Source organism: Escherichia sp. WS1451 (genome assembly GCF_046487365.1).
Lineage (GTDB): Bacteria > Pseudomonadota > Gammaproteobacteria > Enterobacterales > Enterobacteriaceae > Escherichia > Escherichia coli.
The window spans coordinates 57,316-81,409 of record NZ_JBJQJP010000003.1 but is presented as its reverse complement, the minus strand read 5'-3'; the positions used below and the strand labels follow the sequence as shown (position 1 = coordinate 81,409).

Annotated in this window: 24 protein-coding genes; 17 read left to right on the top strand and 7 right to left on the bottom strand. The window is 51.4% G+C overall.

Annotated features, from left to right (window positions below; translation table 11 throughout):
* The first annotated feature begins 1 nt into the window (after nt 1).
* From hybA to hybG, 7 genes are read left to right on the top strand one after another with little or no spacing between them, the layout of a single operon-like run.
* Nucleotides 2-988: a hydrogenase 2 operon protein HybA gene (hybA, locus tag ACJHX7_RS05715; protein ID WP_001081870.1), complete on the top strand. Its 987-nt coding sequence runs from the start codon at nt 2-4 to the stop codon at nt 986-988.
* Nucleotides 978-2,156 (top strand): Ni/Fe-hydrogenase cytochrome b subunit, encoded by a 1,179-nt coding sequence (hybB, locus tag ACJHX7_RS05710; protein ID WP_000017680.1) that lies wholly within the window; start codon nt 978-980, stop codon nt 2,154-2,156. Before hybA ends, hybB begins: the two co-directional genes overlap by 11 nt.
* Entirely contained in the window at nt 2,153-3,856 is a 1,704-nt protein-coding gene (hybC, locus tag ACJHX7_RS05705) for a hydrogenase 2 large subunit (RefSeq protein ID WP_000083065.1), read from the top strand. Before hybB ends, hybC begins: the two co-directional genes overlap by 4 nt.
* Nucleotides 3,856-4,350 carry a HyaD/HybD family hydrogenase maturation endopeptidase gene (locus tag ACJHX7_RS05700; RefSeq protein WP_001221939.1) on the top strand — a complete coding sequence of 165 codons (495 nt, stop codon included), beginning with the start codon at nt 3,856-3,858 and terminating at the stop codon, nt 4,348-4,350. The genes hybC and ACJHX7_RS05700 overlap by 1 nt, the downstream gene beginning before the upstream one ends.
* Nucleotides 4,343-4,831, top strand: a complete 489-nt coding sequence (gene hybE / locus ACJHX7_RS05695; RefSeq protein WP_000134083.1) for a hydrogenase-2 assembly chaperone — start codon at nt 4,343-4,345, stop codon at nt 4,829-4,831. The genes ACJHX7_RS05700 and hybE overlap by 8 nt, the downstream gene beginning before the upstream one ends.
* Nucleotides 4,824-5,165: a hydrogenase maturation nickel metallochaperone HypA gene (gene hypA / locus ACJHX7_RS05690; protein ID WP_000544953.1), complete on the top strand. Its 342-nt coding sequence runs from the start codon at nt 4,824-4,826 to the stop codon at nt 5,163-5,165. The genes hybE and hypA overlap by 8 nt, the downstream gene beginning before the upstream one ends.
* 12 nt (nt 5,166-5,177) lie before the next feature.
* Nucleotides 5,178-5,426: a hydrogenase maturation factor HybG gene (gene hybG, locus ACJHX7_RS05685; RefSeq protein ID WP_000334896.1), complete on the top strand. Its 249-nt coding sequence runs from the start codon at nt 5,178-5,180 to the stop codon at nt 5,424-5,426.
* Between the two features lie 69 nt (nt 5,427-5,495).
* On the opposite strand, the gene yghU is transcribed toward hybG, so the two are convergent.
* Complete coding sequence (yghU, locus tag ACJHX7_RS05680; protein WP_032343109.1) at nt 5,496-6,362, bottom strand: glutathione-dependent disulfide-bond oxidoreductase; 867 nt, start codon at nt 6,360-6,362, stop codon at nt 5,496-5,498.
* A 204-nt stretch (nt 6,363-6,566) separates the two neighbouring features.
* Here yghU and gss point away from each other — a divergent pair, with 204 nt between their 5' ends.
* Complete coding sequence (gene gss, locus ACJHX7_RS05675) at nt 6,567-8,426, top strand: bifunctional glutathionylspermidine amidase/synthase (RefSeq protein ID WP_094029930.1); 1,860 nt, start codon at nt 6,567-6,569, stop codon at nt 8,424-8,426.
* Between the two features lie 291 nt (nt 8,427-8,717).
* Nucleotides 8,718-10,217 (top strand): inorganic phosphate transporter PitB, encoded by a 1,500-nt coding sequence (gene pitB, locus ACJHX7_RS05670; RefSeq protein WP_000933274.1) that lies wholly within the window; start codon nt 8,718-8,720, stop codon nt 10,215-10,217.
* Nucleotides 10,218-10,265: 48 nt separating this feature from the next.
* On the opposite strand, the gene ACJHX7_RS05665 is transcribed toward pitB, so the two are convergent.
* Nucleotides 10,266-10,958, bottom strand: coding sequence for a dTMP kinase (locus ACJHX7_RS05665; RefSeq protein ID WP_094029931.1), 693 nt, complete (start codon nt 10,956-10,958; stop codon nt 10,266-10,268).
* 173 nt (nt 10,959-11,131) lie between these two features.
* On the opposite strand from ACJHX7_RS05665, the gene ACJHX7_RS05660 reads away from it, so the two are divergent.
* Genes ACJHX7_RS05660 through lptG form a run of 7 tightly spaced genes read left to right on the top strand, consistent with a single transcriptional unit; the run spans nt 11,132 to nt 17,603 of the window.
* Nucleotides 11,132-11,845: a dTMP kinase gene (locus tag ACJHX7_RS05660; RefSeq protein ID WP_410231541.1), complete on the top strand. Its 714-nt coding sequence runs from the start codon at nt 11,132-11,134 to the stop codon at nt 11,843-11,845.
* Nucleotides 11,846-11,876: 31 nt separating this feature from the next.
* On the top strand, nt 11,877-12,635 hold the full coding sequence (locus tag ACJHX7_RS05655) for a hypothetical protein (protein WP_000339526.1): 759 nt from the start codon (nt 11,877-11,879) through the stop codon (nt 12,633-12,635).
* A gap of 45 nt (nt 12,636-12,680) precedes the next feature.
* On the top strand, nt 12,681-14,030 hold the full coding sequence (locus ACJHX7_RS05650; protein WP_000896889.1) for a lipopolysaccharide biosynthesis protein: 1,350 nt from the start codon (nt 12,681-12,683) through the stop codon (nt 14,028-14,030).
* Nucleotides 14,030-14,854: a hypothetical protein gene (locus ACJHX7_RS05645; protein ID WP_000985005.1), complete on the top strand. Its 825-nt coding sequence runs from the start codon at nt 14,030-14,032 to the stop codon at nt 14,852-14,854. Before ACJHX7_RS05650 ends, ACJHX7_RS05645 begins: the two co-directional genes overlap by 1 nt.
* A gap of 11 nt (nt 14,855-14,865) precedes the next feature.
* Nucleotides 14,866-15,426: a YtfJ family protein gene (locus ACJHX7_RS05640; protein ID WP_000098713.1), complete on the top strand. Its 561-nt coding sequence runs from the start codon at nt 14,866-14,868 to the stop codon at nt 15,424-15,426.
* Between the two features lie 30 nt (nt 15,427-15,456).
* Complete coding sequence (gene lptF / locus ACJHX7_RS05635) at nt 15,457-16,527, top strand: LPS export ABC transporter permease LptF (RefSeq protein WP_000779645.1); 1,071 nt, start codon at nt 15,457-15,459, stop codon at nt 16,525-16,527.
* Nucleotides 16,524-17,603, top strand: a complete 1,080-nt coding sequence (gene lptG / locus ACJHX7_RS05630) for an LPS export ABC transporter permease LptG (protein WP_001301055.1) — start codon at nt 16,524-16,526, stop codon at nt 17,601-17,603. Before lptF ends, lptG begins: the two co-directional genes overlap by 4 nt.
* Nucleotides 17,604-17,637: 34 nt before the next feature.
* Here lptG and spt read toward each other — a convergent pair whose 3' ends face one another.
* Genes spt through ACJHX7_RS05610 form a run of 4 tightly spaced genes read right to left on the bottom strand, consistent with a single transcriptional unit; the run spans nt 17,638 to nt 21,725 of the window.
* Nucleotides 17,638-18,810 (bottom strand): serine palmitoyltransferase, encoded by a 1,173-nt coding sequence (spt, locus tag ACJHX7_RS05625; protein WP_000524937.1) that lies wholly within the window; start codon nt 18,808-18,810, stop codon nt 17,638-17,640.
* Nucleotides 18,810-19,058: an acyl carrier protein gene (locus ACJHX7_RS05620; protein ID WP_000248097.1), complete on the bottom strand. Its 249-nt coding sequence runs from the start codon at nt 19,056-19,058 to the stop codon at nt 18,810-18,812. The genes spt and ACJHX7_RS05620 overlap by 1 nt, the downstream gene beginning before the upstream one ends.
* A 31-nt stretch (nt 19,059-19,089) precedes the next feature.
* Nucleotides 19,090-20,004, bottom strand: coding sequence for an NAD-dependent epimerase/dehydratase family protein (locus ACJHX7_RS05615; protein ID WP_016242948.1), 915 nt, complete (start codon nt 20,002-20,004; stop codon nt 19,090-19,092).
* Nucleotides 20,001-21,725 carry a fatty acyl-AMP ligase gene (locus ACJHX7_RS05610; RefSeq protein ID WP_001530864.1) on the bottom strand — a complete coding sequence of 575 codons (1,725 nt, stop codon included), beginning with the start codon at nt 21,723-21,725 and terminating at the stop codon, nt 20,001-20,003. The genes ACJHX7_RS05615 and ACJHX7_RS05610 overlap by 4 nt, the downstream gene beginning before the upstream one ends.
* Nucleotides 21,726-22,095: 370 nt before the next feature.
* Between ACJHX7_RS05610 and yghO the strand changes: the two genes are divergently transcribed.
* Nucleotides 22,096-23,238: a protein YghO gene (gene yghO / locus ACJHX7_RS05605; protein WP_094029949.1), complete on the top strand. Its 1,143-nt coding sequence runs from the start codon at nt 22,096-22,098 to the stop codon at nt 23,236-23,238.
* Nucleotides 23,239-23,244: 6 nt separating this feature from the next.
* Here yghO and glcC read toward each other — a convergent pair whose 3' ends face one another.
* Nucleotides 23,245-24,009: a transcriptional regulator GlcC gene (gene glcC / locus ACJHX7_RS05600; protein ID WP_410231540.1), complete on the bottom strand. Its 765-nt coding sequence runs from the start codon at nt 24,007-24,009 to the stop codon at nt 23,245-23,247.
* Nucleotides 24,010-24,094 lie beyond the last annotated feature (85 nt).

Genomic DNA, 24,094 nt, shown 5'->3' with positions numbered 1-24,094 from the left:
CGTGAACAGACGTAATTTTATTAAAGCAGCCTCCTGCGGGGCATTGCTGACGGGCGCGCTGCCGTCTGTCAGTCATGCGGCTGCTGAAAACCGCCCGCCAATTCCGGGATCGCTGGGGATGTTGTACGACTCGACCTTGTGCGTAGGCTGCCAGGCTTGCGTCACCAAGTGTCAGGATATCAACTTCCCTGAACGTAACCCACAAGGGGAACAGACCTGGTCGAACAACGACAAACTGTCGCCGTATACCAATAACATCATTCAGGTGTGGACCAGCGGCACAGGGGTCAACAAAGACCAGGAGGAGAACGGCTACGCGTACATTAAGAAACAGTGTATGCACTGCGTCGATCCGAACTGTGTCTCTGTGTGCCCGGTCTCTGCACTGAAAAAAGATCCGAAAACCGGCATTGTCCATTACGACAAAGATGTGTGCACCGGCTGCCGTTACTGCATGGTCGCCTGCCCATACAATGTGCCGAAGTACGACTACAACAACCCGTTTGGTGCGCTGCATAAGTGCGAGCTGTGCAACCAGAAAGGTGTGGAACGTCTCGATAAAGGCGGTCTGCCTGGCTGCGTAGAAGTGTGCCCGGCGGGCGCGGTGATTTTCGGTACGCGTGAAGAGCTGATGGCGGAGGCGAAAAAACGTCTGGCGCTGAAGCCTGGCAGCGAATACCACTATCCGCGTCAGACGCTGAAATCTGGCGACACTTACCTGCATACGGTGCCGAAATATTATCCGCATCTGTACGGCGAGAAAGAGGGCGGCGGTACTCAGGTTCTGGTACTGACGGGTGTGCCTTATGAAAATCTCGACCTGCCGAAACTGGACGATCTTTCTACCGGTGCGCGTTCCGAAAATATTCAACACACCCTGTATAAAGGCATGATGCTACCACTGGCTGTGCTGGCGGGCTTAACCGTGCTGGTTCGTCGCAACACCAAAAACGACCATCACGACGGAGGAGACGATCATGAGTCATGATCCAAAACCGCTGGGCGGCAAAATCATCAGTAAACCGGTCATGATTTTTGGACCGTTAATCGTCATCTGTATGCTCCTGATTGTGAAGCGTCTGGTGTTCGGTCTGGGCTCTGTCTCCGACCTGAACGGCGGCTTCCCGTGGGGCGTGTGGATCGCGTTTGACCTGCTGATCGGTACCGGCTTTGCCTGTGGCGGCTGGGCGCTGGCGTGGGCAGTATACGTCTTTAACCGTGGGCAATACCATCCGCTGGTGCGTCCGGCGCTGTTGGCGAGTCTGTTTGGTTATTCACTGGGTGGCTTGTCGATCACTATCGACGTGGGTCGCTACTGGAACCTGCCGTACTTCTACATTCCGGGTCACTTCAACGTGAACTCGGTACTGTTCGAGACGGCGGTCTGTATGACCATCTACATCGGCGTGATGGCGCTTGAGTTTGCTCCGGCACTGTTTGAACGTCTGGGCTGGAAGGTGTCGCTACAGCGTCTGAACAAGGTGATGTTCTTTATCATCGCGCTTGGCGCACTGCTGCCGACCATGCACCAGTCTTCAATGGGGTCGCTGATGATCTCGGCGGGCTACAAGGTGCATCCGCTGTGGCAAAGCTATGAAATGTTGCCGCTGTTCTCGTTGCTGACGGCGTTCATCATGGGCTTCTCAATTGTCATCTTTGAAGGTTCGCTGGTGCAGGCGGGTCTGCGTGGCAACGGTCCGGATGAAAAGAGTCTGTTCGTTAAGCTGACCAACACCATCAGTGTGTTGCTGGCGATTTTCATCGTGCTGCGCTTTGGCGAGCTTATCTATCGCGACAAGCTGTCGTTAGCGTTTGCCGGTGACTTCTATTCCGTGATGTTCTGGATTGAAGTCCTGCTGATGCTCTTCCCGCTGGTCGTTCTGCGTGTGGCGAAGCTGCGTAATGATTCCCGCATGCTGTTCCTGTCAGCACTGAGCGCGCTGTTAGGTTGTGCAACCTGGCGTCTGACCTATTCGCTGGTGGCATTCAACCCGGGCGGCGGTTACGCCTACTTCCCGACCTGGGAAGAACTGTTGATTTCTATTGGTTTTGTGGCTATTGAGATTTGCGCTTACATCGTACTCATTCGTCTACTGCCGATACTTCCTCCTTTAAAACAAAACGATCATAATCGTCATGAGGCGAGCAAAGCATGAGCCAGAGAATTACTATTGATCCGGTAACCCGTATTGAGGGGCATTTACGCATCGATTGCGAAATCGAAAATGGCGTCGTTTCGAAAGCATGGGCTTCCGGTACCATGTGGCGCGGCATGGAAGAGATCGTGAAAAACCGCGATCCGCGCGATGCATGGATGATTGTGCAACGTATCTGTGGCGTATGTACTACCACTCACGCGCTGTCTTCCGTTCGTGCGGCAGAAAGTGCACTGAATATCGACGTTCCGGTTAACGCGCAATACATCCGTAACATCATTCTGGCTGCGCACACCACGCATGACCATATTGTTCATTTCTATCAGCTTTCGGCGCTGGACTGGGTGGACATCACTTCTGCACTGCAAGCCGATCCAACCAAAGCCTCCGAAATGCTGAAAGGTGTTTCGACCTGGCACCTGAACAGCCCGGAAGAGTTCACCAAAGTTCAGAACAAGATCAAAGATCTGGTTGCCAGCGGTCAGTTGGGTATTTTCGCCAATGGCTACTGGGGTCACCCGGCGATGAAACTGCCGCCGGAAGTGAACCTGATTGCGGTAGCGCACTACCTGCAGGCGCTGGAGTGCCAGCGTGACGCTAACCGCGTCGTGGCGCTGCTGGGCGGTAAAACGCCGCACATTCAGAACCTGGCGGTAGGTGGGGTCGCTAACCCAATCAACCTCGACGGTCTGGGCGTGCTGAACCTTGAGCGCCTGATGTACATCAAGTCTTTCATCGATAAACTGAGCGACTTTGTTGAGCAGGTTTACAAGGTTGATACCGCGGTTATCGCCGCGTTCTACCCGGAATGGCTGACGCGTGGTAAAGGTGCGGTGAACTACCTGAGCGTGCCGGAATTCCCGACCGACAGCAAAAACGGCAGCTTCCTGTTCCCGGGCGGCTACATTGAGAATGCGGATCTGTCCTCGTATCGCCCGATCACTTCCCACTCCGATGAATACCTGATTAAAGGCATTCAGGAGAGCGCGAAGCACTCCTGGTATAAAGACGAAGCGCCGCAGGCACCGTGGGAAGGTACCACCATTCCGGCTTATGATGGTTGGTCTGACGACGGTAAATACTCCTGGGTGAAATCACCGACTTTCTACGGCAAAACGGTAGAAGTGGGTCCGCTGGCTAACATGCTGGTGAAACTGGCGGCAGGACGCGAGTCTACCCAGAACAAACTGAATGAAATCGTTGCGATTTATCAGAAACTGACTGGCAACACGCTGGAAGTGGCGCAGCTGCACTCCACGCTGGGCCGTATTATTGGTCGTACCGTTCACTGCTGTGAATTGCAGGATATCCTGCAAAATCAATACAGTGCACTGATCACCAATATCGGCAAAGGCGATCACACCACCTTTGTGAAGCCGAACATTCCGGCAACGGGTGAGTTCAAAGGCGTAGGTTTCCTCGAAGCACCGCGCGGTATGCTCTCTCACTGGATGGTTATTAAAGACGGTATCATCAGCAACTACCAGGCGGTTGTTCCATCAACCTGGAACTCTGGTCCGCGTAACTTCAATGATGACGTCGGTCCTTACGAGCAGTCGCTGGTGGGTACACCGGTTGCCGATCCGAATAAACCGCTGGAAGTGGTGCGTACCATTCACTCCTTCGACCCGTGCATGGCCTGTGCGGTACACGTAGTGGATGCCGACGGCAACGAAGTGGTTTCAGTGAAGGTTCTGTAATGCGTATTTTAGTCTTAGGGGTCGGCAATATTTTGCTGACCGATGAAGCCATCGGTGTGCGGATTGTTGAAGCGTTAGAGCAACGATACATTCTGCCGGATTATGTTGAGATCCTCGATGGCGGCACGGCGGGAATGGAGCTGCTTGGCGACATGGCAAATCGCGATCATCTGATTATTGCGGATGCCATTGTGTCGAAAAAGAACGCGCCGGGAACGATGATGATCCTGCGGGATGAAGAAGTTCCGGCGTTGTTTACCAACAAAATCTCTCCGCATCAGCTTGGCCTGGCCGACGTATTGTCGGCCCTGCGCTTCACCGGCGAGTTTCCGAAAAAGCTGACCCTGGTCGGCGTGATCCCGGAATCGCTGGAGCCGCACATCGGCTTAACGCCGACGGTCGAAGCGATGATTGAACCTGCGCTTGAGCAGGTTCTGGCTGCGCTGCGCGAATCTGGCGTGGAAGCCATCCCACGGGAGGCGATTCATGACTGAAGAGATAACAGGTTTCCAGACCTCCCCGAAGGCGCAAGTACAGGCAGCGTTTGAAGAAATTGCCCGGCGTTCGATGCACGATCTCTCTTTTCTGCATCCTTCAATGCCGGTGTATGTTTCTGACTTTACGCTGTTCGAAGGTCAGTGGACGGGGTGTGTGATCACCCCGTGGATGCTGAGTGCAGTTATCTTCCCCGGCCCGGATCAACTCTGGCCGCTGCGCAAAGTGAGTGAAAAAATTGGTCTGCAACTGCCGTATGGCACTATGACCTTTACTGTTGGTGAACTGGACGGTGTTTCTCAATATCTCTCCTGCTCGCTGATGTCGCCGCTTTCGCACAGCATGTCGATTGAAGAGGGCCAACGGCTGACGGATGACTGCGCCCGAATGATCCTTTCGCTGCCAGTCAGCAATCCGGATGTACCACACGCAGGGCGTCGTGCCCTGCTATTTGGCCGCAGGAGTGGCGAAAATGCATGAGTTGTCGCTTTGCCAGAGCGCCGTTGAAATTATCCAACGGCAGGCGGAGCAGCACGATGTTAAGCGCGTCACCGCCGTGTGGCTGGAAATTGGTGCACTCTCCTGCGTTGAGGAGAGCGCCGTCCGTTTTAGTTTTGAAATTGTCTGCCACGGAACGGTGGCGCAAGGGTGCGATTTACATATCGTCTATAAACCCGCCCAGGCCTGGTGCTGGGATTGCAGCCAGGTGGTGGAGATTCATCAGCACGATGCGCAGTGTCCGCTCTGTCATGGCGAGCGGTTGCGTGTCGATACCGGCGATTCGCTGATCGTCAAAAGTATTGAAGTTGAATAACTGGAGTTAACAATGTGTATTGGCGTTCCAGGCCAGGTGCTGGCTGTCGGTGAAGATATTCACCAGCTTGCGCAGGTTGAAGTATGTGGTATCAAGCGCGACGTGAATATCGCCCTGATTTGTGAAGGTAACCCTGCCGATCTGCTGGGCCAGTGGGTACTGGTACACGTCGGATTTGCCATGAGCATTATCGATGAAGACGAAGCCAAAGCCACATTAGACGCACTGCGCCAAATGGATTACGACATTACCAGCGCGTGATGATTAAAGCCGGATGCGGCGTAAATGCTTTATCCGGCTACATAGCGATAAGCCTGCCAATGTTGCGACTTACCCCTGACGCTTATCTTCCGTATTCGTCTCGAAATCACTGGCGTCATGGCGCTCATGCAACTGCTCGTTCAGCGGCCCGTTGGTGCGGTTAACAATACGCCCACGCTTCACCGCCGGACGTTCGCCCACTTCTTTCGCCCAGCGTTGTACGTGTTTATAACTTCCCGCATCAAGAAACTCTGCGGCATCATACACGCCGCCTAACACCACGTTGCCAAACCACGGCCAGATCGCCATATCCGCAATGGTGTACTCATCGCCCGCAACAAACTTGTGCTGCGCCAGTTGCTTATCCAGCACGTCGAGCAGGCGCTTGGCTTCCATGGTAAAGCGGTTGATGGCGTACTCAATTTTCACCGGCGCGTAATGGTAAAAGTGACCAAAACCACCGCCGAGGAACGGTGCCGCGCCCTGTAACCAGAACAGCCAGTTCATCGTTTCAGTACGCTTTGCCAAATCCTGCGGCAGGAAGTAGCCAAATTTCTCCGCCAGATAAAGCAGGATCGAACCAGATTCAAACACGCGGATCGGCGGAGTATGGGTATGATCGCGCAGCGCCGGGATCTTCGAGTTTGGGTTCACTTCGACAAAGCCGCTGGAGAATTGATCGCCATCGCCAATACGAATCAGCCAGGCGTCGTACTCTGCACCAGTAACGCCCAGCGCCAGCAGCTCCTCAAGCATAATCGTTACTTTCTGTCCGTTTGGCGTTCCCAGCGAATAGAGTTGCAGCGGATGTTTGCCCACCGGCAGCGTTTTTTCATGCGTCGGACCAGAAACCGGGCGATTGATATTGGCGAACGCGCCGCCAGCGGATTTATCCCACGTCCAGACTTTCGCGGGCTGATAAGTATTGTCTGTCATAGTGAGTTGCCTTCTGAGTGGTAGTGTTGAAGCAGTGTAGCAGGTCACTTGCTGTACAGAATGTGAATTTTTTAACCCTTTGCGCCAGCCGCTGCGATGAGGTGTATGATTAGTCTGACCTCTGTCCGGTTAATGTCGCTGAGCAGGTAATCAGAGCACAACAATTACGCCAACTGCTTAGGTTGTATTGTTAAAGGTAAAGTGATGAGCAAAGGAACGACCAGCCAGGATGCCCCGTTCGGGACATTATTGGGCTACGCCCCAGGTGGGGTAGCAATCTACTCTTCAGATTACAGTTCTCTCGATCCGCAGGAATACGAAGATGACGCCGTATTCCGTAGCTATATCGACGACGAATATATGGGCCACAAATGGCAATGCGTTGAATTTGCTCGCCGTTTTCTCTTTCTGAATTACGGTGTGGTCTTCACTGACGTGGGTATGGCGTGGGAGATTTTCTCGCTGCGCTTCCTGCGTGAAGTGGTTAATGACAACATCCTGCCATTGCAGGCATTTCCTAACGGCTCGCCGCGTGCGCCGGTCGCGGGTGCGCTTCTTATCTGGGATAAAGGCGGTGAATTTAAAGACACTGGCCATGTCGCCATCATTACCCAATTGCATGGCAACAAAGTCCGTATTGCGGAACAGAACGTGATTCATTCCCCGTTGCCGCAAGGGCAACAGTGGACGCGCGAGCTGGAGATGGTGGTCGAAAACGGCGGCTATACCCTGAAAGACACCTTCGATGACACCACTATTCTGGGCTGGATGATCCAGACGGAAGATACCGAATACAGCTTGCCACAGCCGGAAATTGCAGGCGAACTGCTGAAAATCAGCGGGGCGCGTCTGGAAAACAAAGGCCAGTTTGACGGTAAATGGCTGGATGAAAAAGATCCGCTGCAAAACGCCTATGTACAGGCCAACGGTCAGGTGATCAATCAGGATCCGTATCATTACTACACCATTACCGAGAGCGCAGAGCAGGAGCTGATTAAAGCCACCAACGAGCTGCACCTGATGTATCTTCACGCAACCGACAAGGTGCTAAAAGATGACAACCTGCTGGCGCTGTTCGACATTCCGAAAATCCTCTGGTCACGTTTGCGTCTCTCCTGGCAGCGTCGCCGTCACCATATGATCACCGGTCGTATGGATTTCTGTATGGACGAACGTGGCCTGAAGGTCTACGAATACAACGCCGATTCCGCCTCCTGTCATACCGAAGCGGGCTTGATCCTCGAACGTTGGGCGGAGCAGGGCTATAAAGGCAACGGCTTCAATCCGGCGGAAGGGCTGATTAACGAACTGGCTGGTGCCTGGAAACACAGTCGTGCACGTCCGTTTGTCCATATCATGCAGGACAAAGATATCGAGGAAAACTATCACGCGCAGTTTATGGAGCAGGCGCTGCACCAGGCGGGCTTTGAAACGCGTATCTTGCGCGGGCTGGATGAACTGGGCTGGGATGCTGCCGGGCAACTGATTGATGGGGAAGGGCGACTGGTTAACTGCGTGTGGAAAACCTGGGCGTGGGAAACCGCGTTTGATCAGATTCGTGAAGTTAGCGACCGTGAGTTTGCTGCGGTGCCGATCCGTACCGGTCATCCGCAAAATGAAGTGCGTCTTATCGACGTATTGCTGCGCCCGGAAGTGCTGGTCTTTGAGCCGCTGTGGACGGTGATCCCCGGCAACAAAGCGATTCTGCCGATCCTCTGGTCGCTGTTCCCGCACCATCGCTACCTGCTGGATACCGATTTCTCCGTGAATGATGAACTGGTGAAAACCGGTTATGCAGTGAAACCGATCGCTGGTCGCTGTGGTAGCAATATCGACCTGGTCAGCCATCATGAAGAGGTGCTGGACAAAACCAGCGGTAAATTTGCCGAGCAGAAAAACATCTATCAGCAACTGTGGTGTTTGCCGAAAGTGGACGGTAAATACATTCAGGTATGTACCTTCACCGTTGGCGGCAACTACGGTGGGACGTGTTTGCGCGGTGATGAATCACTGGTCATCAAAAAAGAGAGTGATATTGAACCGTTAATTGTGGTGAAAAAGTAATACATGTTGTAGCAACCCCGTACTGATTATGAAGAATAATCAGTACGGGGATTAATCAAAACATTCAATATTTATATATTCCAATATTTATTCATTTTATATGTGAATATATTAACCAGCAGAATACCTGTGTTTTGATTATTTCTAAAGGTTTTGAATGAATGCTTATTGTCTGATACACAAGAAATAACACTCTTTTTATCGTTAAAAAATGATATTTCACTTTGCCCATGCCGTTAAAGTCACTGATAATGCGTCCGTTCGTAAATTCAAAATGGCGTAATCTAATATATGCTAAATTTATTTGTTGGCCTTGATATATACACAGGGCTTTTGTTATTACTTGCTCTGGCATTTGTGTTGTTCTACGAAGCAATCAATGGTTTTCATGACACGGCGAATGCGGTGGCAACCGTTATTTATACTCGTGCCATGCAACCACAGCTTGCCGTGGTGATGGCGGCATTTTTTAATTTTTTTGGCGTGTTATTGGGCGGACTTAGCGTTGCCTATGCCATTGTCCATATGTTACCAACCGATTTGTTGCTGAATATGGGGTCAACTCACGGCCTGGCGATGGTCTTTTCTATGCTGCTGGCGGCGATTATCTGGAACCTGGGAACGTGGTTCTTTGGTTTACCGGCCTCCAGTTCGCACACCTTGATTGGTGCGATTATCGGCATCGGTTTAACCAACGCGCTGTTAACCGGCTCATCGGTGATGGATGCGTTAAACCTGCGTGAAGTGACCAAAATTTTCTCCTCGCTGATTGTTTCCCCTATCGTCGGCCTGGTCATTGCGGGTGGTCTGATTTTCCTGCTGCGCCGTTTCTGGAGCGGGACGAAAAAGCGTGACCGTATTCACCGCATTCCGGAAGATCGCAAAAAGAAAAAAGGCAAACGTAAGCCGCCATTCTGGACGCGTATTGCGCTGATTGTTTCTGCTGCGGGCGTGGCGTTTTCGCACGGCGCTAACGACGGGCAGAAAGGGATCGGCCTGGTAATGCTGGTACTGGTGGGGATTGCTCCTGCTGGTTTCGTCGTCAATATGAATGCGTCCGGCTATGAAATTACCCGTACCCGCGATGCCGTCACCAACTTCGAACACTACCTGCAACAGCATCCTGAACTGCCGCAGAAGTTGATTGCGATGGAACCTCCATTGCCTGCGGCATCGACTGATGGCACGCAAGTAACGGAGTTTCATTGTCATCCGGCAAATACCTTTGATGCGATTGCGCGCGTTAAAACGATGTTGCCAGGTAATATGGAAAGCTACGAGCCGTTAAGCGTGAGTCAGCGCAGCCAGCTGCGCCGCATTATGCTGTGCATCTCTGATACCTCCGCGAAGCTGGCGAAACTGCCAGGCGTCAGTAAAGAAGACCAGAACCTGCTGAAAAAACTGCGCAGCGATATGTTAAGCACCATTGAGTACGCACCGGTGTGGATCATCATGGCGGTAGCACTGGCGCTCGGCATCGGCACCATGATTGGCTGGCGTCGTGTAGCGATGACCATCGGTGAGAAGATTGGTAAGCGCGGCATGACGTATGCGCAAGGCATGGCGGCACAAATGACGGCGGCAGTGTCTATCGGCCTTGCCAGTTATATTGGGATGCCCGTCTCCACAACACACGTCCTCTCGTCTGCAGTAGCAGGGACGATGGTGGTGGACGGCGGTGGGTTACAGCGTAAAACGGTAACCAGCATCCTGATGGCGTGGGTGTTTACTTTACCGGCGGCGATTTTTCTTTCTGGTGGGTTGTACTGGATAGCATTGCAGTTGATTTAACCTTCCTGAAAATGCCCGGTCCTGGCGATCGGGCATTTCCATTTTTGACTAGTGATAACCACGCGCGGTCATAAAATCCGTAATCGCTTTTTCTGCATCAATCAGCACCTTTTCCAGTGGCTGATTAGCATCGATATCAACCAGTTGTGCACCACCAAAGGTTAACTGTGGCGTTATGGCTATCTTTCTTGCCAGCGATTCTCTTTTGTGGTCAGGCTTACGCGCGCAGGCCACGTCCAGATCGACATTGAGTTTGATGACCAGATCGGGCTTATGGCTCGCCATCCAGTGAAACGCTTTACGTTCCTGGCTTGCCAGCCATGAGACAAAACGACCACCTTCAACGTTAGGTGGGAACACCGTACCATCGTAAGCACCAGGAATTTGGTCCTGAGGATAACGGTCGGTTAGAACAATTAACCCGCGACGACGACAGGCAAGCATATGACGAAAGCGCAGTAAGCGACGGGCGACAAACGCTGTAATTACCAGCGCCGGAACAGGGCCAGGCAATTTTTTTGCTGTTTTCACCTGATTTCGTTCAATTGTTTTATGTAAGGATTTTCCCATCAACGGTAATTTTGTCACTGCACGACCGACATTTCCGGCCTGTTTTCCTAAATGAACTCTTTCGGCAGCACCATATTTTTCGACAACGGTAATGAGATGTTCACACACCGTTGACTTGCCTGAACCATCGCTACCAATAACGGCAATTAATGGAGGTGTTATTGACTGCATGAATATATCCTTTAATTTAAATATCCATTAAAAATATTTATTTGGTTAATATGTTTTTATGAAAGCGTAATTCAGGTCAATGTCACAATTAACCATTGTCACAATAAGGTTGAACGGATATTCTGAGCACGGACCACGTAATATTCAATACATTATTTGCTGCCGGGTTTTTCGTGAATCAACGTAATATGTCAATAATTAATTCCACGCCAGTGCGTGTTATTGCCATTGTAGGATGTGATGGTTCAGGTAAATCGACCCTCACGGCAAGCCTGGTAAATGAACTGGCAGCAACAATGCCAACAGAACACATTTATCTCGGGCAATCGTCCGGGCGAATTGGCGAATGGATTTCACAGCTCCCTGTTATTGGCGCACCTTTTGGGCGTTATCTGCGAAGTAAAGCGGCACATGTGCACGAAAAGCCCTGCACACCGCCTGGCAATATGACTGCGCTGGTTATCTATCTGCTTTCCTGCTGGCGGGCGTACAAGTTTCACAAAATGTTGTGTAAAAACCAGCAAGGCTATCTGCTCATCACCGACCGCTACCCGCAGGTTGAAGTGCCGGGTTTCCGCTTTGATGGCCCGCAATTGGCAAAAACCACGGGCGGTAACGGTTGGATAAAAATGTTAAGGCAGCGCGAGCTGAAGCTGTACCAATGGATGGCGTCTTATTTGCCCGTATTGTTGATTCGTCTTGGCATTGATGAACAAACCGCGTTTGCGCGTAAACCTGACCACCAACTGGCAGCGTTACAGGAAAAAATCGCCGTTACGCCGCAACTGACATTCAATGGCGCAAAGATCCTTGAACTGGATGGTCGGCAACCAGCCGATGAAATTCTGCAAGCGTCACTACGCGCAATTCACGCTGCGCTTTCCTGATCACCAAAATGGATAGGGGATGATTTAACGAATGGACGCACTACAAACACAAACTGTTAATAGTACAACCGCGCCGCAGCCCAACTACATTCCGGGGCTGATTGCGGTGGTCGGGTGTGATGGCACCGGTAAATCCACACTGACCACCGACCTGGTGAAATCGCTGCAACAACACTGGCAAACCGAGCGGCGCTATCTGGGGCTGCTCTCGGGCGAAGACGGCGACAAAATCAAACGGTTGCCGTTGGTTGGCGTCTGGCTGGAACGGCGACTGGCGGCCAAATCCTCGAAAACCCAAAGCATGAAAACCAAATCTCCGGCGCTATGGGCGGCGGTGATTATGTACTGCTTCTCGCTGCGAAGAATGGCGAATCTACGCAAGGTTCAGCGACTGGCGCAAAGTGGCGTTCTGGTGGTCAGCGATCGCTTCCCGCAGGCTGAAATTTCGGGCTTTTATTATGACGGACCGGGGATCGGCGTCGAACGTGCGACCGGGAAAATCAGCATGTTTCTGGCGCAGCGCGAACGGCGTTTATACCAAAAAATGGCGCAATACCGTCCTGAATTAATCATTCGTTTGGGGATTGATATTGATACTGCCATCTCCCGCAAGCCTGACCATGACTATGCCGAGCTGCAGGACAAAATCGGCGTCATGTCGACGATTGGCTATAACGGCACAAAAATTCTTGAGATTGATTCCAGAGCGCCCTACAGCGAAGTGCTGGAACAGGCACAGAAGGCGGTTTCTCTGGTTGCCATCGTTTCTGACCGCCGAAGTTTAACTTAAGGCTGGCGGGATACTTTTTACTATCAACGATAAGGTCAGGCTGAATTGGCGGGTTTTAACATCAAACATTGGTTTGCAGATGGCGCGTTTCGCACCATTATTCGCAATAGCGCCTGGTTAGGCTCCAGTAATGTCGTGAGCGCTTTGCTGGGTCTGTTGGCGCTCTCGTGTGCCGGTAAAGGGATGACGCCCGCCATGTTTGGCGTACTGGTGATTGTGCAATCGTACGCCAAGTCGATCAGCGATTTTATTAAGTTTCAGACATGGCAGTTGGTGGTGCAGTACGGAACGCCAGCCTTGACCAACAATAATCCGCAGCAATTTCGCAATGTCGTCTCATTTTCCTTCTCGCTGGATATCGTCAGCGGCGCGGTGGCGATTGTCGGCGGCATTGCCTTACTCCCTTTTCTTTCCCATTCATTAGGTCTGGATGACCAAAGCTTTTGGCTGGCAGCGCTGTATTGCACGCTCATTCCTTCAATGGCTTCCTCCACGCCGACCGGCATTCTGCGTGCGGTAGATCGCTTCGATCTAATTGCTGTACAGCAAGCGACGAAACCTTTTCTGCGCGCAGCGGGGAGCGTCGTAGCCTGGTATTTTGACTTTGGTTTTGCGGGTTTTGTTATTGCCTGGTACGTGTCGAATCTGGTTGGCGGCACCATGTACTGGTGGTTTGCCGCGCGCGAATTACGCCGCAGAAATATCCATAACGCGTTCAAATTGAATCTGTTTGAGTCTGCCCGACACATTAAAGGCGCGTGGAGTTTTGTCTGGTCAACCAACATTGCCCACTCCATCTGGTCGGCGCGTAACTCGTGCAGCACAGTGCTGGTGGGGATCGTGTTAGGACCCGCTGCCGCCGGGTTATTTAAAATCGCCATGACATTCTTCGACGCCGCCGGAACGCCAGCGGGTTTACTGGGCAAAAGTTTTTACCCAGAGGTGATGCGTTTAGATCCGCGCACCACCAGACCGTGGTTGTTAGGCGTGAAGTCAGGTTTACTGGCGGGCGGAATCGGTATTCTGGTGGCGCTCGCGGTGTTGATTGTCGGCAAGCCGCTCATTTCGCTGGTGTTTGGCGTTAAGTATCTCGAAGCGTATGACCTGATTCAGGTGATGCTGGGCGCAATTGTGATCTCGATGCTGGGCTTCCCTCAGGAGTCATTGCTATTGATGGCGGGAAAACAGCGCGCTTTTCTCGTGGCGCAAACCATCGCCTCAATCGGCTACATCGTATTGCTGTTCATGTTCTGTCATCTGTTTGGCGTGCTGGGAGCAGCGTTTGCTTATTTCGGTGGGCAATGTCTGGATGTGGTGCTCTCGTTAATTCCGACCTTAAAGGCATTTTTTCAGCGCCATTCCTTGCTTTATAACGCAGCCGGAGAGAAATCCTGATGATGAGAAAATATTTCCCGCTTGAGGCGAGCGAGCGTCTATTTGTTGCAGTTGAAGAAGATGATGTCGTTGATGCACAGGTCAGTTTGCCGCCGACTATCGCACTAAGTTGTACCACCGAAATCATCCATGATAATTACGCGTTATGCCTGCAATTCTGGCTCAATGGCGTCAATCGCCAGGAGTTACTGCGTTTAATATGCAAACAGGCCAAAGGCGATGAGCTGACTGCTGATGAGCGCAAACAATTTAAATACATGCGAGCGCGCTACAAGCACCTGCGTTTTGCGCAACGGCTGTATTTAAAGAAGCATCAGGCCGGATTTTTATTCGGCAAAACGACCGTTTTTTTGGGGCGTTTTCAGGACGGTTTTCGTAACGGTAAGAAAAATATTGTGTCGTATTACGGCAACTTGTTACGGGTTTATTTAAGCTCTCCGGTCTGGTCGTTGGTGAACTATTCATTACGCCATAGCCAGTTAGAAAGCGTAAGCGGTTTTATTGCCTATCGGCAAAAGCAAATGCATACCCTGAAAGAGATAATTGCCAAACCGCGACTAACTGGCAGGGAATTTCATGATGTGCGAAAAATCATCAGCCAGCAGGTTTCTTATTACGACACCTTAAGATCGCTTGATCCTGAAAATAAAGAGGCGTTACAGATTTCCCGCTTCCTCGCCGCCATTAATGGCCTGATGGGGGATAAACACGACGACATGGTGGCGGATGATATGGAAAACCGCCAGTCGTATGATGCACCGGTGGCGCTGGATAGCGATATTCGCCAGCGCTTAGAGCTGCTGATTTCGCGTTTTCCGCTATAACCGGAGCAATGATGTCATCTCGTTTGATTATTGCGCTGATTATCATGCTCTTAGCCCAGGGTGTGCAGGCACACAATTTTGTCACTGGCAAAACGGTTACCCCCGTTTATATCCAGGAAGGCGGCGAGCTGCTTCTGAATAGCGACGACGAAATTCACTACCAAAAGTGGAACAGCACACAGCTGGCGGGAAAAGTCCGCATTATCCAGTATATCGCCGGGCGTAAGTCGGCGAAGAAAAAGAACTCACTGTTAATTAAAGCGGTTGAAGCGGCAAACTTTCCGCAGGATCGTTTTCAGCCCACCACCATTGTGAACACCGATGATGCCATCTTTGGTACTGGCTATTTTGTCGTTGGCAAAATCGAAAAAAATAAACGCCGCTATCCGTGGGCGCAATTCGTTATTGACGGCAATGGACTGGGACGCGTTGCCTGGCGGTTGCCGGAGCAGAGTTCAACCATTCTGGTGCTGAATAAAGACGGGCAAATTCAGTGGGCAAAGGACGGCAGCCTGACGCCGGAAGAGGTAGATCATGTCATTGCGCTGGCGCAGAAACTGATCAATGAATAAAAAATTCAAAGGATTGAGGGTGTTAGTGAGATGAAGCTGGTTGAACACTACATCATGCGTGGTACGCGCCGTCTGGTGCTGATTATCGTCGGTTTTCTGATCTTTATTTTCGCCAGCTACTCCGCACAGCGTTATCTGACCGAAGCGGCAAATGGGACCTTAGCTCTTGATGTTGTGCTGGATATCGTTTTCTACAAAGTGCTGATTGCACTGGAGATGTTGTTACCTGTTGGTCTGTATGTGTCAGTTGGCGTGACGCTAGGGCAGATGTATACCGACTCGGAAATTACCGCTATCTCTGCGGCGGGGGGCAGTCCGGGACGCTTGTACAAAGCCGTTCTTTATCTGGCGATACCGCTAAGTATTTTTGTCACCCTTCTGTCGATGTATGGTCGGCCGTGGGCTTATGCGCAGATTTATCAACTGGAGCAACAGTCACAGTCGGAGCTGGATGTTCGCCAGTTGCGGGCAAAGAAATTTAACACTAACGATAACGGACGAATGATCCTTTCGCAGACGGTTGATCAGGATAATAATCGCCTGACTGACGCGCTGATTTATACTTCTACTGCCAATCGAACCCGCATTTTCCGCGCCCGTTCGGTTGATGTGGTTGACCCATCACCTGAGAAACCGACCGTTATGTTGCATAACGGGACCGCCTATCTTCTCGATCATCAGGGGCGTGACGACAACGAACAGATCTACCGTAATCTGCAATTACATCTGAATCCGCTGGATCAAAGCCCTAACGTCAAACGCAAAGCAAAATCGGTCACGGAGCTGGCGCGCTCCGCCTTTCCTGCCGATCATGCCGAACTGCAATGGCGACAAAGCCGTGGCCTGACAGCATTGTTGATGGCGCTGCTGGCCATTTCATTAAGTCGGGTAAAACCGCGGCAAGGGCGATTTTCAACGTTATTGCCACTGACGTTGCTGTTTGTTGCCATTTTTTATGGCGGCGACGTCTGCCGTACGCTGGTGGCTAACGGTGCGATTCCCCTCATTCCTGGTTTGTGGTTAGTACCCGGACTCATGCTAATGGGCCTGCTGATGCTGGTCGCACGCGACTTCTCTTTGCTGCAGAAATTTTCCCGATGAATGTTTTCAGTCGCTATTTAATCCGTCATCTCTTTCTCGGTTTTGCCGCCGCCGCAGGGCTATTGCTGCCGCTTTTTACCACCTTCAACCTGATTAACGAACTGGATGATGTCAGCCCGGGCGGTTATCGCTGGACTCAGGCGGTGCTGGTGGTGCTGATGACCTTACCGCGTACACTGGTCGAACTTTCGCCGTTTATCGCATTATTGGGAGGGATTGTTGGCCTGGGGCAGTTATCGAAAAACAGTGAGCTTACCGCCATTCGCAGCACTGGGTTTTCTATCTTCCGTATTGCACTGGTGGCGCTGGTTGCCGGGATATTGTGGACTGTTTCGTTAGGCGCGATAGATGAGTGGGTGGCGTCGCCATTGCAGCAACAGGCGCTGCAAATCAAATCGACTGCCACCGCGTTGGGGGAGGACGATGACATTACCGGCAATATGCTTTGGGCCAGGCGCGGTAATGAATTTGTGACGGTGAAATCGCTGAACGAGCAGGGCCAGCCTGTGGGCGTGGAGATATTTCATTATCGCGACGATCTCTCGCTCGAATCCTACATTTTTGCACGCAGTGCCTCCATTGAAGACGACAAAACGTGGATCCTGCATGGTGTGAATCATAAAAAATGGTTGAATGGCAAAGAAACGCTGGAAACATCAGATAATCTTGCCTGGCAATCGGCCTTCACCAGTATGGATCTTGAAGAGTTATCGATGCCGGGGAATACTTTTTCTGTCCGTCAGCTTAATCATTACATCCATTATTTGCAGGAAACCGGACAACCCAGCAGCGAATACCGCCTTGCACTGTGGGAAAAACTGGGGCAACCGATCCTGACCCTGGCGATGATTTTGCTGGCTGTGCCGTTCACCTTTAGCGCCCCGCGCTCGCCAGGGATGGGTAGCCGTCTCGCTGTAGGCGTCATCGTTGGCTTACTCACCTGGATCAGCTATCAAATCATGGTCAATCTGGGGTTGCTATTTGCGTTGAGTGCACCTGTTACCGCGCTCGGTTTACCGGTAGCGTTTGTCCTGATGGCGTTGAGCCTGGTGTATTGGTATGACAGACAACATTAAACCCGCCGTGGCGCAACACCACGGCGGGCTCACATTACTGCTTCAGAGTAGCAAATGCCTGAATGATGGCATCGATTTGCTCATGACTGTGGGCAGCGTTTACGCTACAGCGCAGCAGAGTGATGCCTGCAGGCGCGGCAGGTGGCAGGATAAGATTCACATAAACGCCCAGTGAAATAAGCTCGCGCCAGATGCGTAAACCGTCCTCTTTCGAACCGATTATTACCGGCACTACCGGGCTAATATGTGAACTTAACTCATAACCCAGTTTTTGCAGACCGTCATACAGATGGTTGGCGTTATCCATCAGCTTTTGCCGCAGCTCTGGTTGTGAGGCAATGGTTCTTAACGACGAGCGCACGGTCGCAATGCAGGACGGAGAAGGAGAGGCGGTAAAAATATACGGGCGGCTGCCGTAGCGCAACACTTCCATCGCTTCCGAACCGACAGCAAAACCGCCAATCGAGGCCAGACTTTTACTGAAAGTACCAACGATAATATCCACATCATCTTCAACGCCAACGGCTTCAGCCAGTCCGCGCCCCGTTGCGCCTAACACGCCAAACGAATGCGCTTCATCGACAATCAAATAACCACCGAGACGACGTTTGATATCAACAATTTCCGCTAACGGCGCAACGTCACCGAGCATGCTGTAGATGCCCTCAACGATGATAATCGCCTCTTTCGCCCGTTCACCGAGGCGAACCATGCGCCGTTCCAGATCTTTAGCATCGTTATGGCGGAAACGAATAATTTCTGCGCCACCGAGAGAACAGGCGTCATAAATACTGGCGTGGCTGTCGGCATCCAGTAACACCACGGCGTTATGGTCGGCAAGTGCGCTGATGACGCCTAAATTAGCGGTATAACCGGTTGAAAAAACGATAGCGGTAGGGCGATTGAAAAACTCGGCAATCTCTTTCTCTAACGCCAGGTGCGGCGCATAACTGCCGTTTGCCATACGAGAACCGGTGGTGCCGGTGCCTTGGGCCGCTAACGCTGCCTGACCTTCGGCGATGGCATCATGATTAAAGGTTAAACCGAGATAATTATTGGTCCCGGCCAGAATCACTTTTTTATTGCCGATCCGACCTTCGGTGGCGGAATACACTTCATCAATACAGGTGCCAAACGGTGTTAACCCGTTGTCACTAAATTGCAGTCGCTCGCCAGCAAGGCGCGCATATTTATCGTATAGCCCCATTATTTATTCTCCAGCCATGGAAGTAGAGTTTCCATTAATTGCGCAGGGGTTTTGACATCCAGCAGAATATTAATAGGAATGGAAATATCGAATCTGTCTTCCAGCATCATTAAGAGATCCATCACTTTGATCGACTCCAGGCCAAGATCGTTGACGAGATCGCTGTCGGGCTTAATTTCCACACCGTTTTCGACCAAATCCTGTAAACAGGAAAGGATGTAATCCATTACTATTTCACGATTTACCATAGAAACGTTAACACACCTTTAAACAAGACAATCAAAATAGCCCGTTGCGTAATGCGTGTTCCAGGCTAATCCCGGGAAACCAATTAATATCTTCAGAAATACGGTTATTACTTGCCGACCAGTCGGCATGGGTTAATTCACGGATTTTCGAACGAGTCAGCATCGGTTCTTTACCCGCCAGACGGCTCAACGCGGTACTGATATCCGCAAGGCAGGTGAGTAGCGGCAGAGGAATACCGACCATCCGCACGGAACCACAGCGGACATCGGCAACAAGCTGTTGGACACGTTGCCAGTCATAGCCTCCGGCGACGCCATCGCATAATTCATAGGTTTGCGTCTGTACAGTTTCGGCGCTTAACCACTGACCCACTGCTTGCGCAAAATCGGTGACGTGCAGGAAAGAGAGCTGTGTCTCTGGCGTGCCAAGTCGTGGCAGCAGACCGCGCAGCATCCAGTCAAACAGCGGTTTTAACTCTTTATCGCCGGGACCATACACGGCTGTCGGGCGAAAAACGCCCAACGTAATTTCGTCAGCCATTGCAGTCAGCTGTTGTTCGGCGACGTGTTTGGAATTTGCGTACCAGGAGAGTTCGGGATGGCGCGCCGCCAGCGAAGAGATAAACAGAAATCGTTGGCAAAAGCCGCTCTCTTTTGCCGCTTGCATCAGGCGCAGGCTGCCGTCAACGTTGCAGCGGGTAAAAATCTCTTCTTTGTGCCCGCGCACTTGCCCGGCGCAATGGACCACCGCGCTGGCTCCGGTAACCAGTTCGCTAAGCGAATGTGTATCTTCCAGCGAACCGCGCACCCAAGTGAGATTATCATTGACGTGAGCGCGGGCAGTACGCGTCAATGCGCGAACGTGAAAGCCGCGGGCGAGCAGGTTATCAATAATATATTTACCGATAAACCCGGTAGCGCCCGTCACCGCGACAGTTTGATTCATGCCAGGGACTCCTGCACATGAAGACTGGCAGCATAAGCCTTCTGATAACGTTTTTTCGCTTCCGCACGGGCAGGCTTGCCGGAGGATGTTCGGGGAATACTGTGGGGCGGCAACAGATCGATATCCGCGGTAACGCCAAATTCGCTTTGGATCCGTGCTGCCAGCGCGTGGATAAGCTGCCCGCGACGTTCTTCATCGCTGATCCGACACTGGATCTGCAAAATGATTTTTTCCTGGGCGGTAACAAAAGCAATCGCATCGCCAGAATGAATTTCCGGTTCCTGTTCCGCAATATATTCAATATCCTGCGGCCAGATATTACGGCCACGAATAATAATCAGATCTTTAATGCGTCCGGTGACATACAGATAACCGTCCAGCAGATAACCGAGGTCGCCGGTGTCTAACCAGCCCGTCGCGGCAATCTCGTCTTGTGAAATCTGGTCGCCAAAGTAACCGCTCATCAGGCTAGGGCCGGAGATGCAAATATGGCCTACCACACGTTCCGCGACAGGTATACCTGCTTCATTGCGGATTTCAATGCCATGTTCCGGCAACGCTTTACCGCAGTTGACGAAAGTCGATACGGCGCGTGTTTCAGCATCCGGCGCGACGGCTTTGCCCTGATATTCGAGGATGTCGCGATCCACTTCGTTAACCACAACCCCGGAAGCTTCATCAGAGAAGCTGACAGCCAGCGCATTTTCTGCCAGTCCGTAGCACGGCATGAAAGTTTTATCGTCAAAGTTGACCTGACGGAAACATTCAGCGAATTGATGGAGTTGTTCTGCGGAGATGGGTTCTGCACCAATACCAGCGACGCGCCAGCAGGAAAGATCCAGTTCAGCGAGATCTTTTTCATTCACGCGGCGCTGGCACAATTCATAGCCAAACGGCGGCGCAACGGAAACGGTGCCGCGATTTTTACTGATCAATTTAAGCCATTGCAGAGGACGCATGGCAAAATCCTGAGTGCGCAAATAATCTACTGAGAGTTGCGTGGCGACGGGGGTCAGGAGAAAGCCGACCAGTCCCATATCATGGTAGAAAGGCAGCCAGGAGACGCAGCGGTCGCCAGGGCGTAATTTTATGCCATCGTGGCTTATAGCACGTAGATTAGCCATCACTTCGCGATGGGTGATAATGACGCCACGGGGAAAACGGGTGCTGCCGGAGGTGTACTGGAGGTAGGCGATATCGTTCGGAACTGGACGCTGGAGCGCAACATCGGCTTCCGGTAATGCCTTAAACCAGGCGTGGCTTAAAACATGTAATTCGGGGTTGTTGTTATGCGTCGCGGCATTGACCAGTGGCAACCACTCATCACCAGTGATAATGGCTGCGGGCTGGCAACTTGCCAGTAAACCCTGCAGCTTGGCGCTCCAGGAATCCCGCTGACCGACGCCCATGGGAATCGCCAACGGGACGGCGACTAAGCCGGCATACTGGCAGGCAAAAAAAGCCTCTACGAACCCGCTACTGGTTTCGGCAATCAGCGCCACGCGATCGCCTTTTTTCAGGTTCAGCGATAACAACCGCTTCGCACCAGCTTCGGCACGCGCTTTTAACGTCTGATATTCCAGTTGATCTTCAAGTTGGCAACGTCTGTCATAAAAATTCATTCCAGCGCTACTCAGAGCGGCATAGTCCAAAGCATCAACCAGCGTTGGAAAATCGGCATAGCGCATAGGTAGGGAATGCGTAAAGATTTTATTAGACATATACACCACGAAAAAATTGGATATCAAAAATAAAATGACAATAATGCGGTGGATTATATAGGCATAAAAGATAAATGAGATAGTATTTTCATCAGTGTGAAAATGAACATTGATTTAAATAATGAATTTGAGTTTTTTGTTTTTATTGTGAATGATATTTAATTTATGAATATATTAAGAAGGAGCCTTGTCCGGTCGCCTTAAATCGACAAAAGGCATTGTGGCGCTTCTGTGTAGTCTCTGACCTTATCGTAATCATTAATAAATACTATTTATTCGTCGTTTGTATTCATTGGGTTGATTATTAAGGTGCCGTTCGTTGCTGTTGCAACCTGTTTGTCACCGTTAATTATTTGTTACCCACAGAACTATGGAATGCGATCTGCTGATGATTAAAATTGAAAAAGTAATTAATAAAAATGACCTTAAGGCATTTATCGCTTTTCCGTCATCACTTTATCCCGACGATCCAAACTGGATACCCCCTTTATTCATTGAACGCAACGAGCATTTGTCTGCGAAAAATCCGGGGACGGACCATATCATCTGGCAGGCGTGGGTGGCAAAAAAAGCGGGGCAGATAGTCGGGCGTATTACCGCGCAAATAGATACCTTGCACCGCGAGCGTTACGGCAAAGATACCGGTCATTTCGGCATGATTGACGCCATTGATGATCCGCAGGTTTTTGCCGCGTTGTTTGGCGCAGCGGAAGCGTGGTTGAAGTCACAAGGTGCAAGTAAGATCAGCGGGCCTTTCAGCCTGAATATCAATCAGGAAAGCGGATTACTGATTGAAGGTTTTGACACACCTCCCTGTGCGATGATGCCGCACGGTAAACCGTGGTATGCCGCGCATATTGAACAACTGGGTTATCACAAAGGCATTGATTTACTGGCGTGGTGGATGCAGCGAACCGGTCTCACTTTCTCTCCGGCGCTAAAAAAACTGATGGATCAGGTGCGTAAGAAGGTGACCATTCGCTGCATCAATCGCCAGCGGTTTGCCGAAGAGATGCAGATCCTGCGTGAGATTTTCAACTCTGGCTGGCAGCACAACTGGGGATTTGTGCCGTTTACCGAACATGAATTCGCGACCATGGGCGACCAACTTAAATATCTGGTGCCGGACGATATGATCTACATCGCTGAGATTGATTCTGCACCCTGCGCGTTTATTGTCGGCTTGCCAAACATCAACGAGGCGATTGCCGATCTGAACGGATTGCTCTTTCCCTTCGGCTGGGCAAAATTGCTGTGGCGTTTAAAAGTCAGCGGTGTGCGAACTGCGCGAGTACCGCTGATGGGCGTGCGGGACGAGTATCAGTTCAGCCGCATCGGCCCGGTGATTGCGTTGTTATTGATTGAAGCCTTACGCGATCCGTTTGCCCGCCGGAAGATCGATGCGCTGGAGATGTCATGGATCCTCGAAACCAATACAGGCATGAATAACATGCTGGAACGCATTGGGGCGGAGCCGTACAAGCGTTACCGATTGTATGAAAAGCAGATTTGATGGCAGTCACCCCTGCTTCATCTCCAGCGGCACCGCCGAGCGAATCAAATGGTGGCCTTCCAGCTCGATATCGTGGAGATTCTTTTTCACGGTCAGCACATGATCGCGTGCTGCGCGCTGGGCGACGTGCGGCAGCCGCTGCAACACCGCGTTGTAGATCCGCGCATGCTGGCGATCGATCTGCTTTTTTTGCTGTGGTCGATGGTAGAGATTATTTACGCTGGCAAACACCGAATTAAACATCAGGTCGGTCAATGATTGCAGCGTAAACTCCAGCACCTGATTGTGAGAAGCCTGACAAATGGCGAGATGGAAAGCGTGATCCAACTGCGCATGTTCGATCAGCGAAATCTCTTTGTTGTTCTCACTGGCGGCGAGCATTTTTTCATAACAGCGGGTTATCACAACAAAATCAGCCTGCGTTCCCAGCGTTGCCGCCAGCCTTGCCGATTCGCCCTCCAGTAATGAGCGAACGTCGAGCAGATCGTACAGCGTTCGCGGCTGCGTACTGAACAGATGGATCAGCGGGCTGGTGTCCTGCACCCGATTAAGCCGTGCGACACGAGAATCGCGACCCTGCGCCGTTTCAATAATCCCGCGCCCGCGCAGCACGGTCAGCCCTTCACGCAGTGCGGAGCGTGAGAAGCCGAGCTTTTCACACAGTCGACGTTCCGAGGGAAGCGGCTGACCGACCTTCAGTACGCCGTCGATAATTAACCGTTCGATACTCTCTGCAACCACTTCGCAAATAGGGCGACGTTCATCTTTCATTCCCGGACCTCGTGCACAGGTAGGACCAATTTTTCTGTTCTTAACTCGCAAAACACGCACATCACGTAAGTGATTATGTTACATC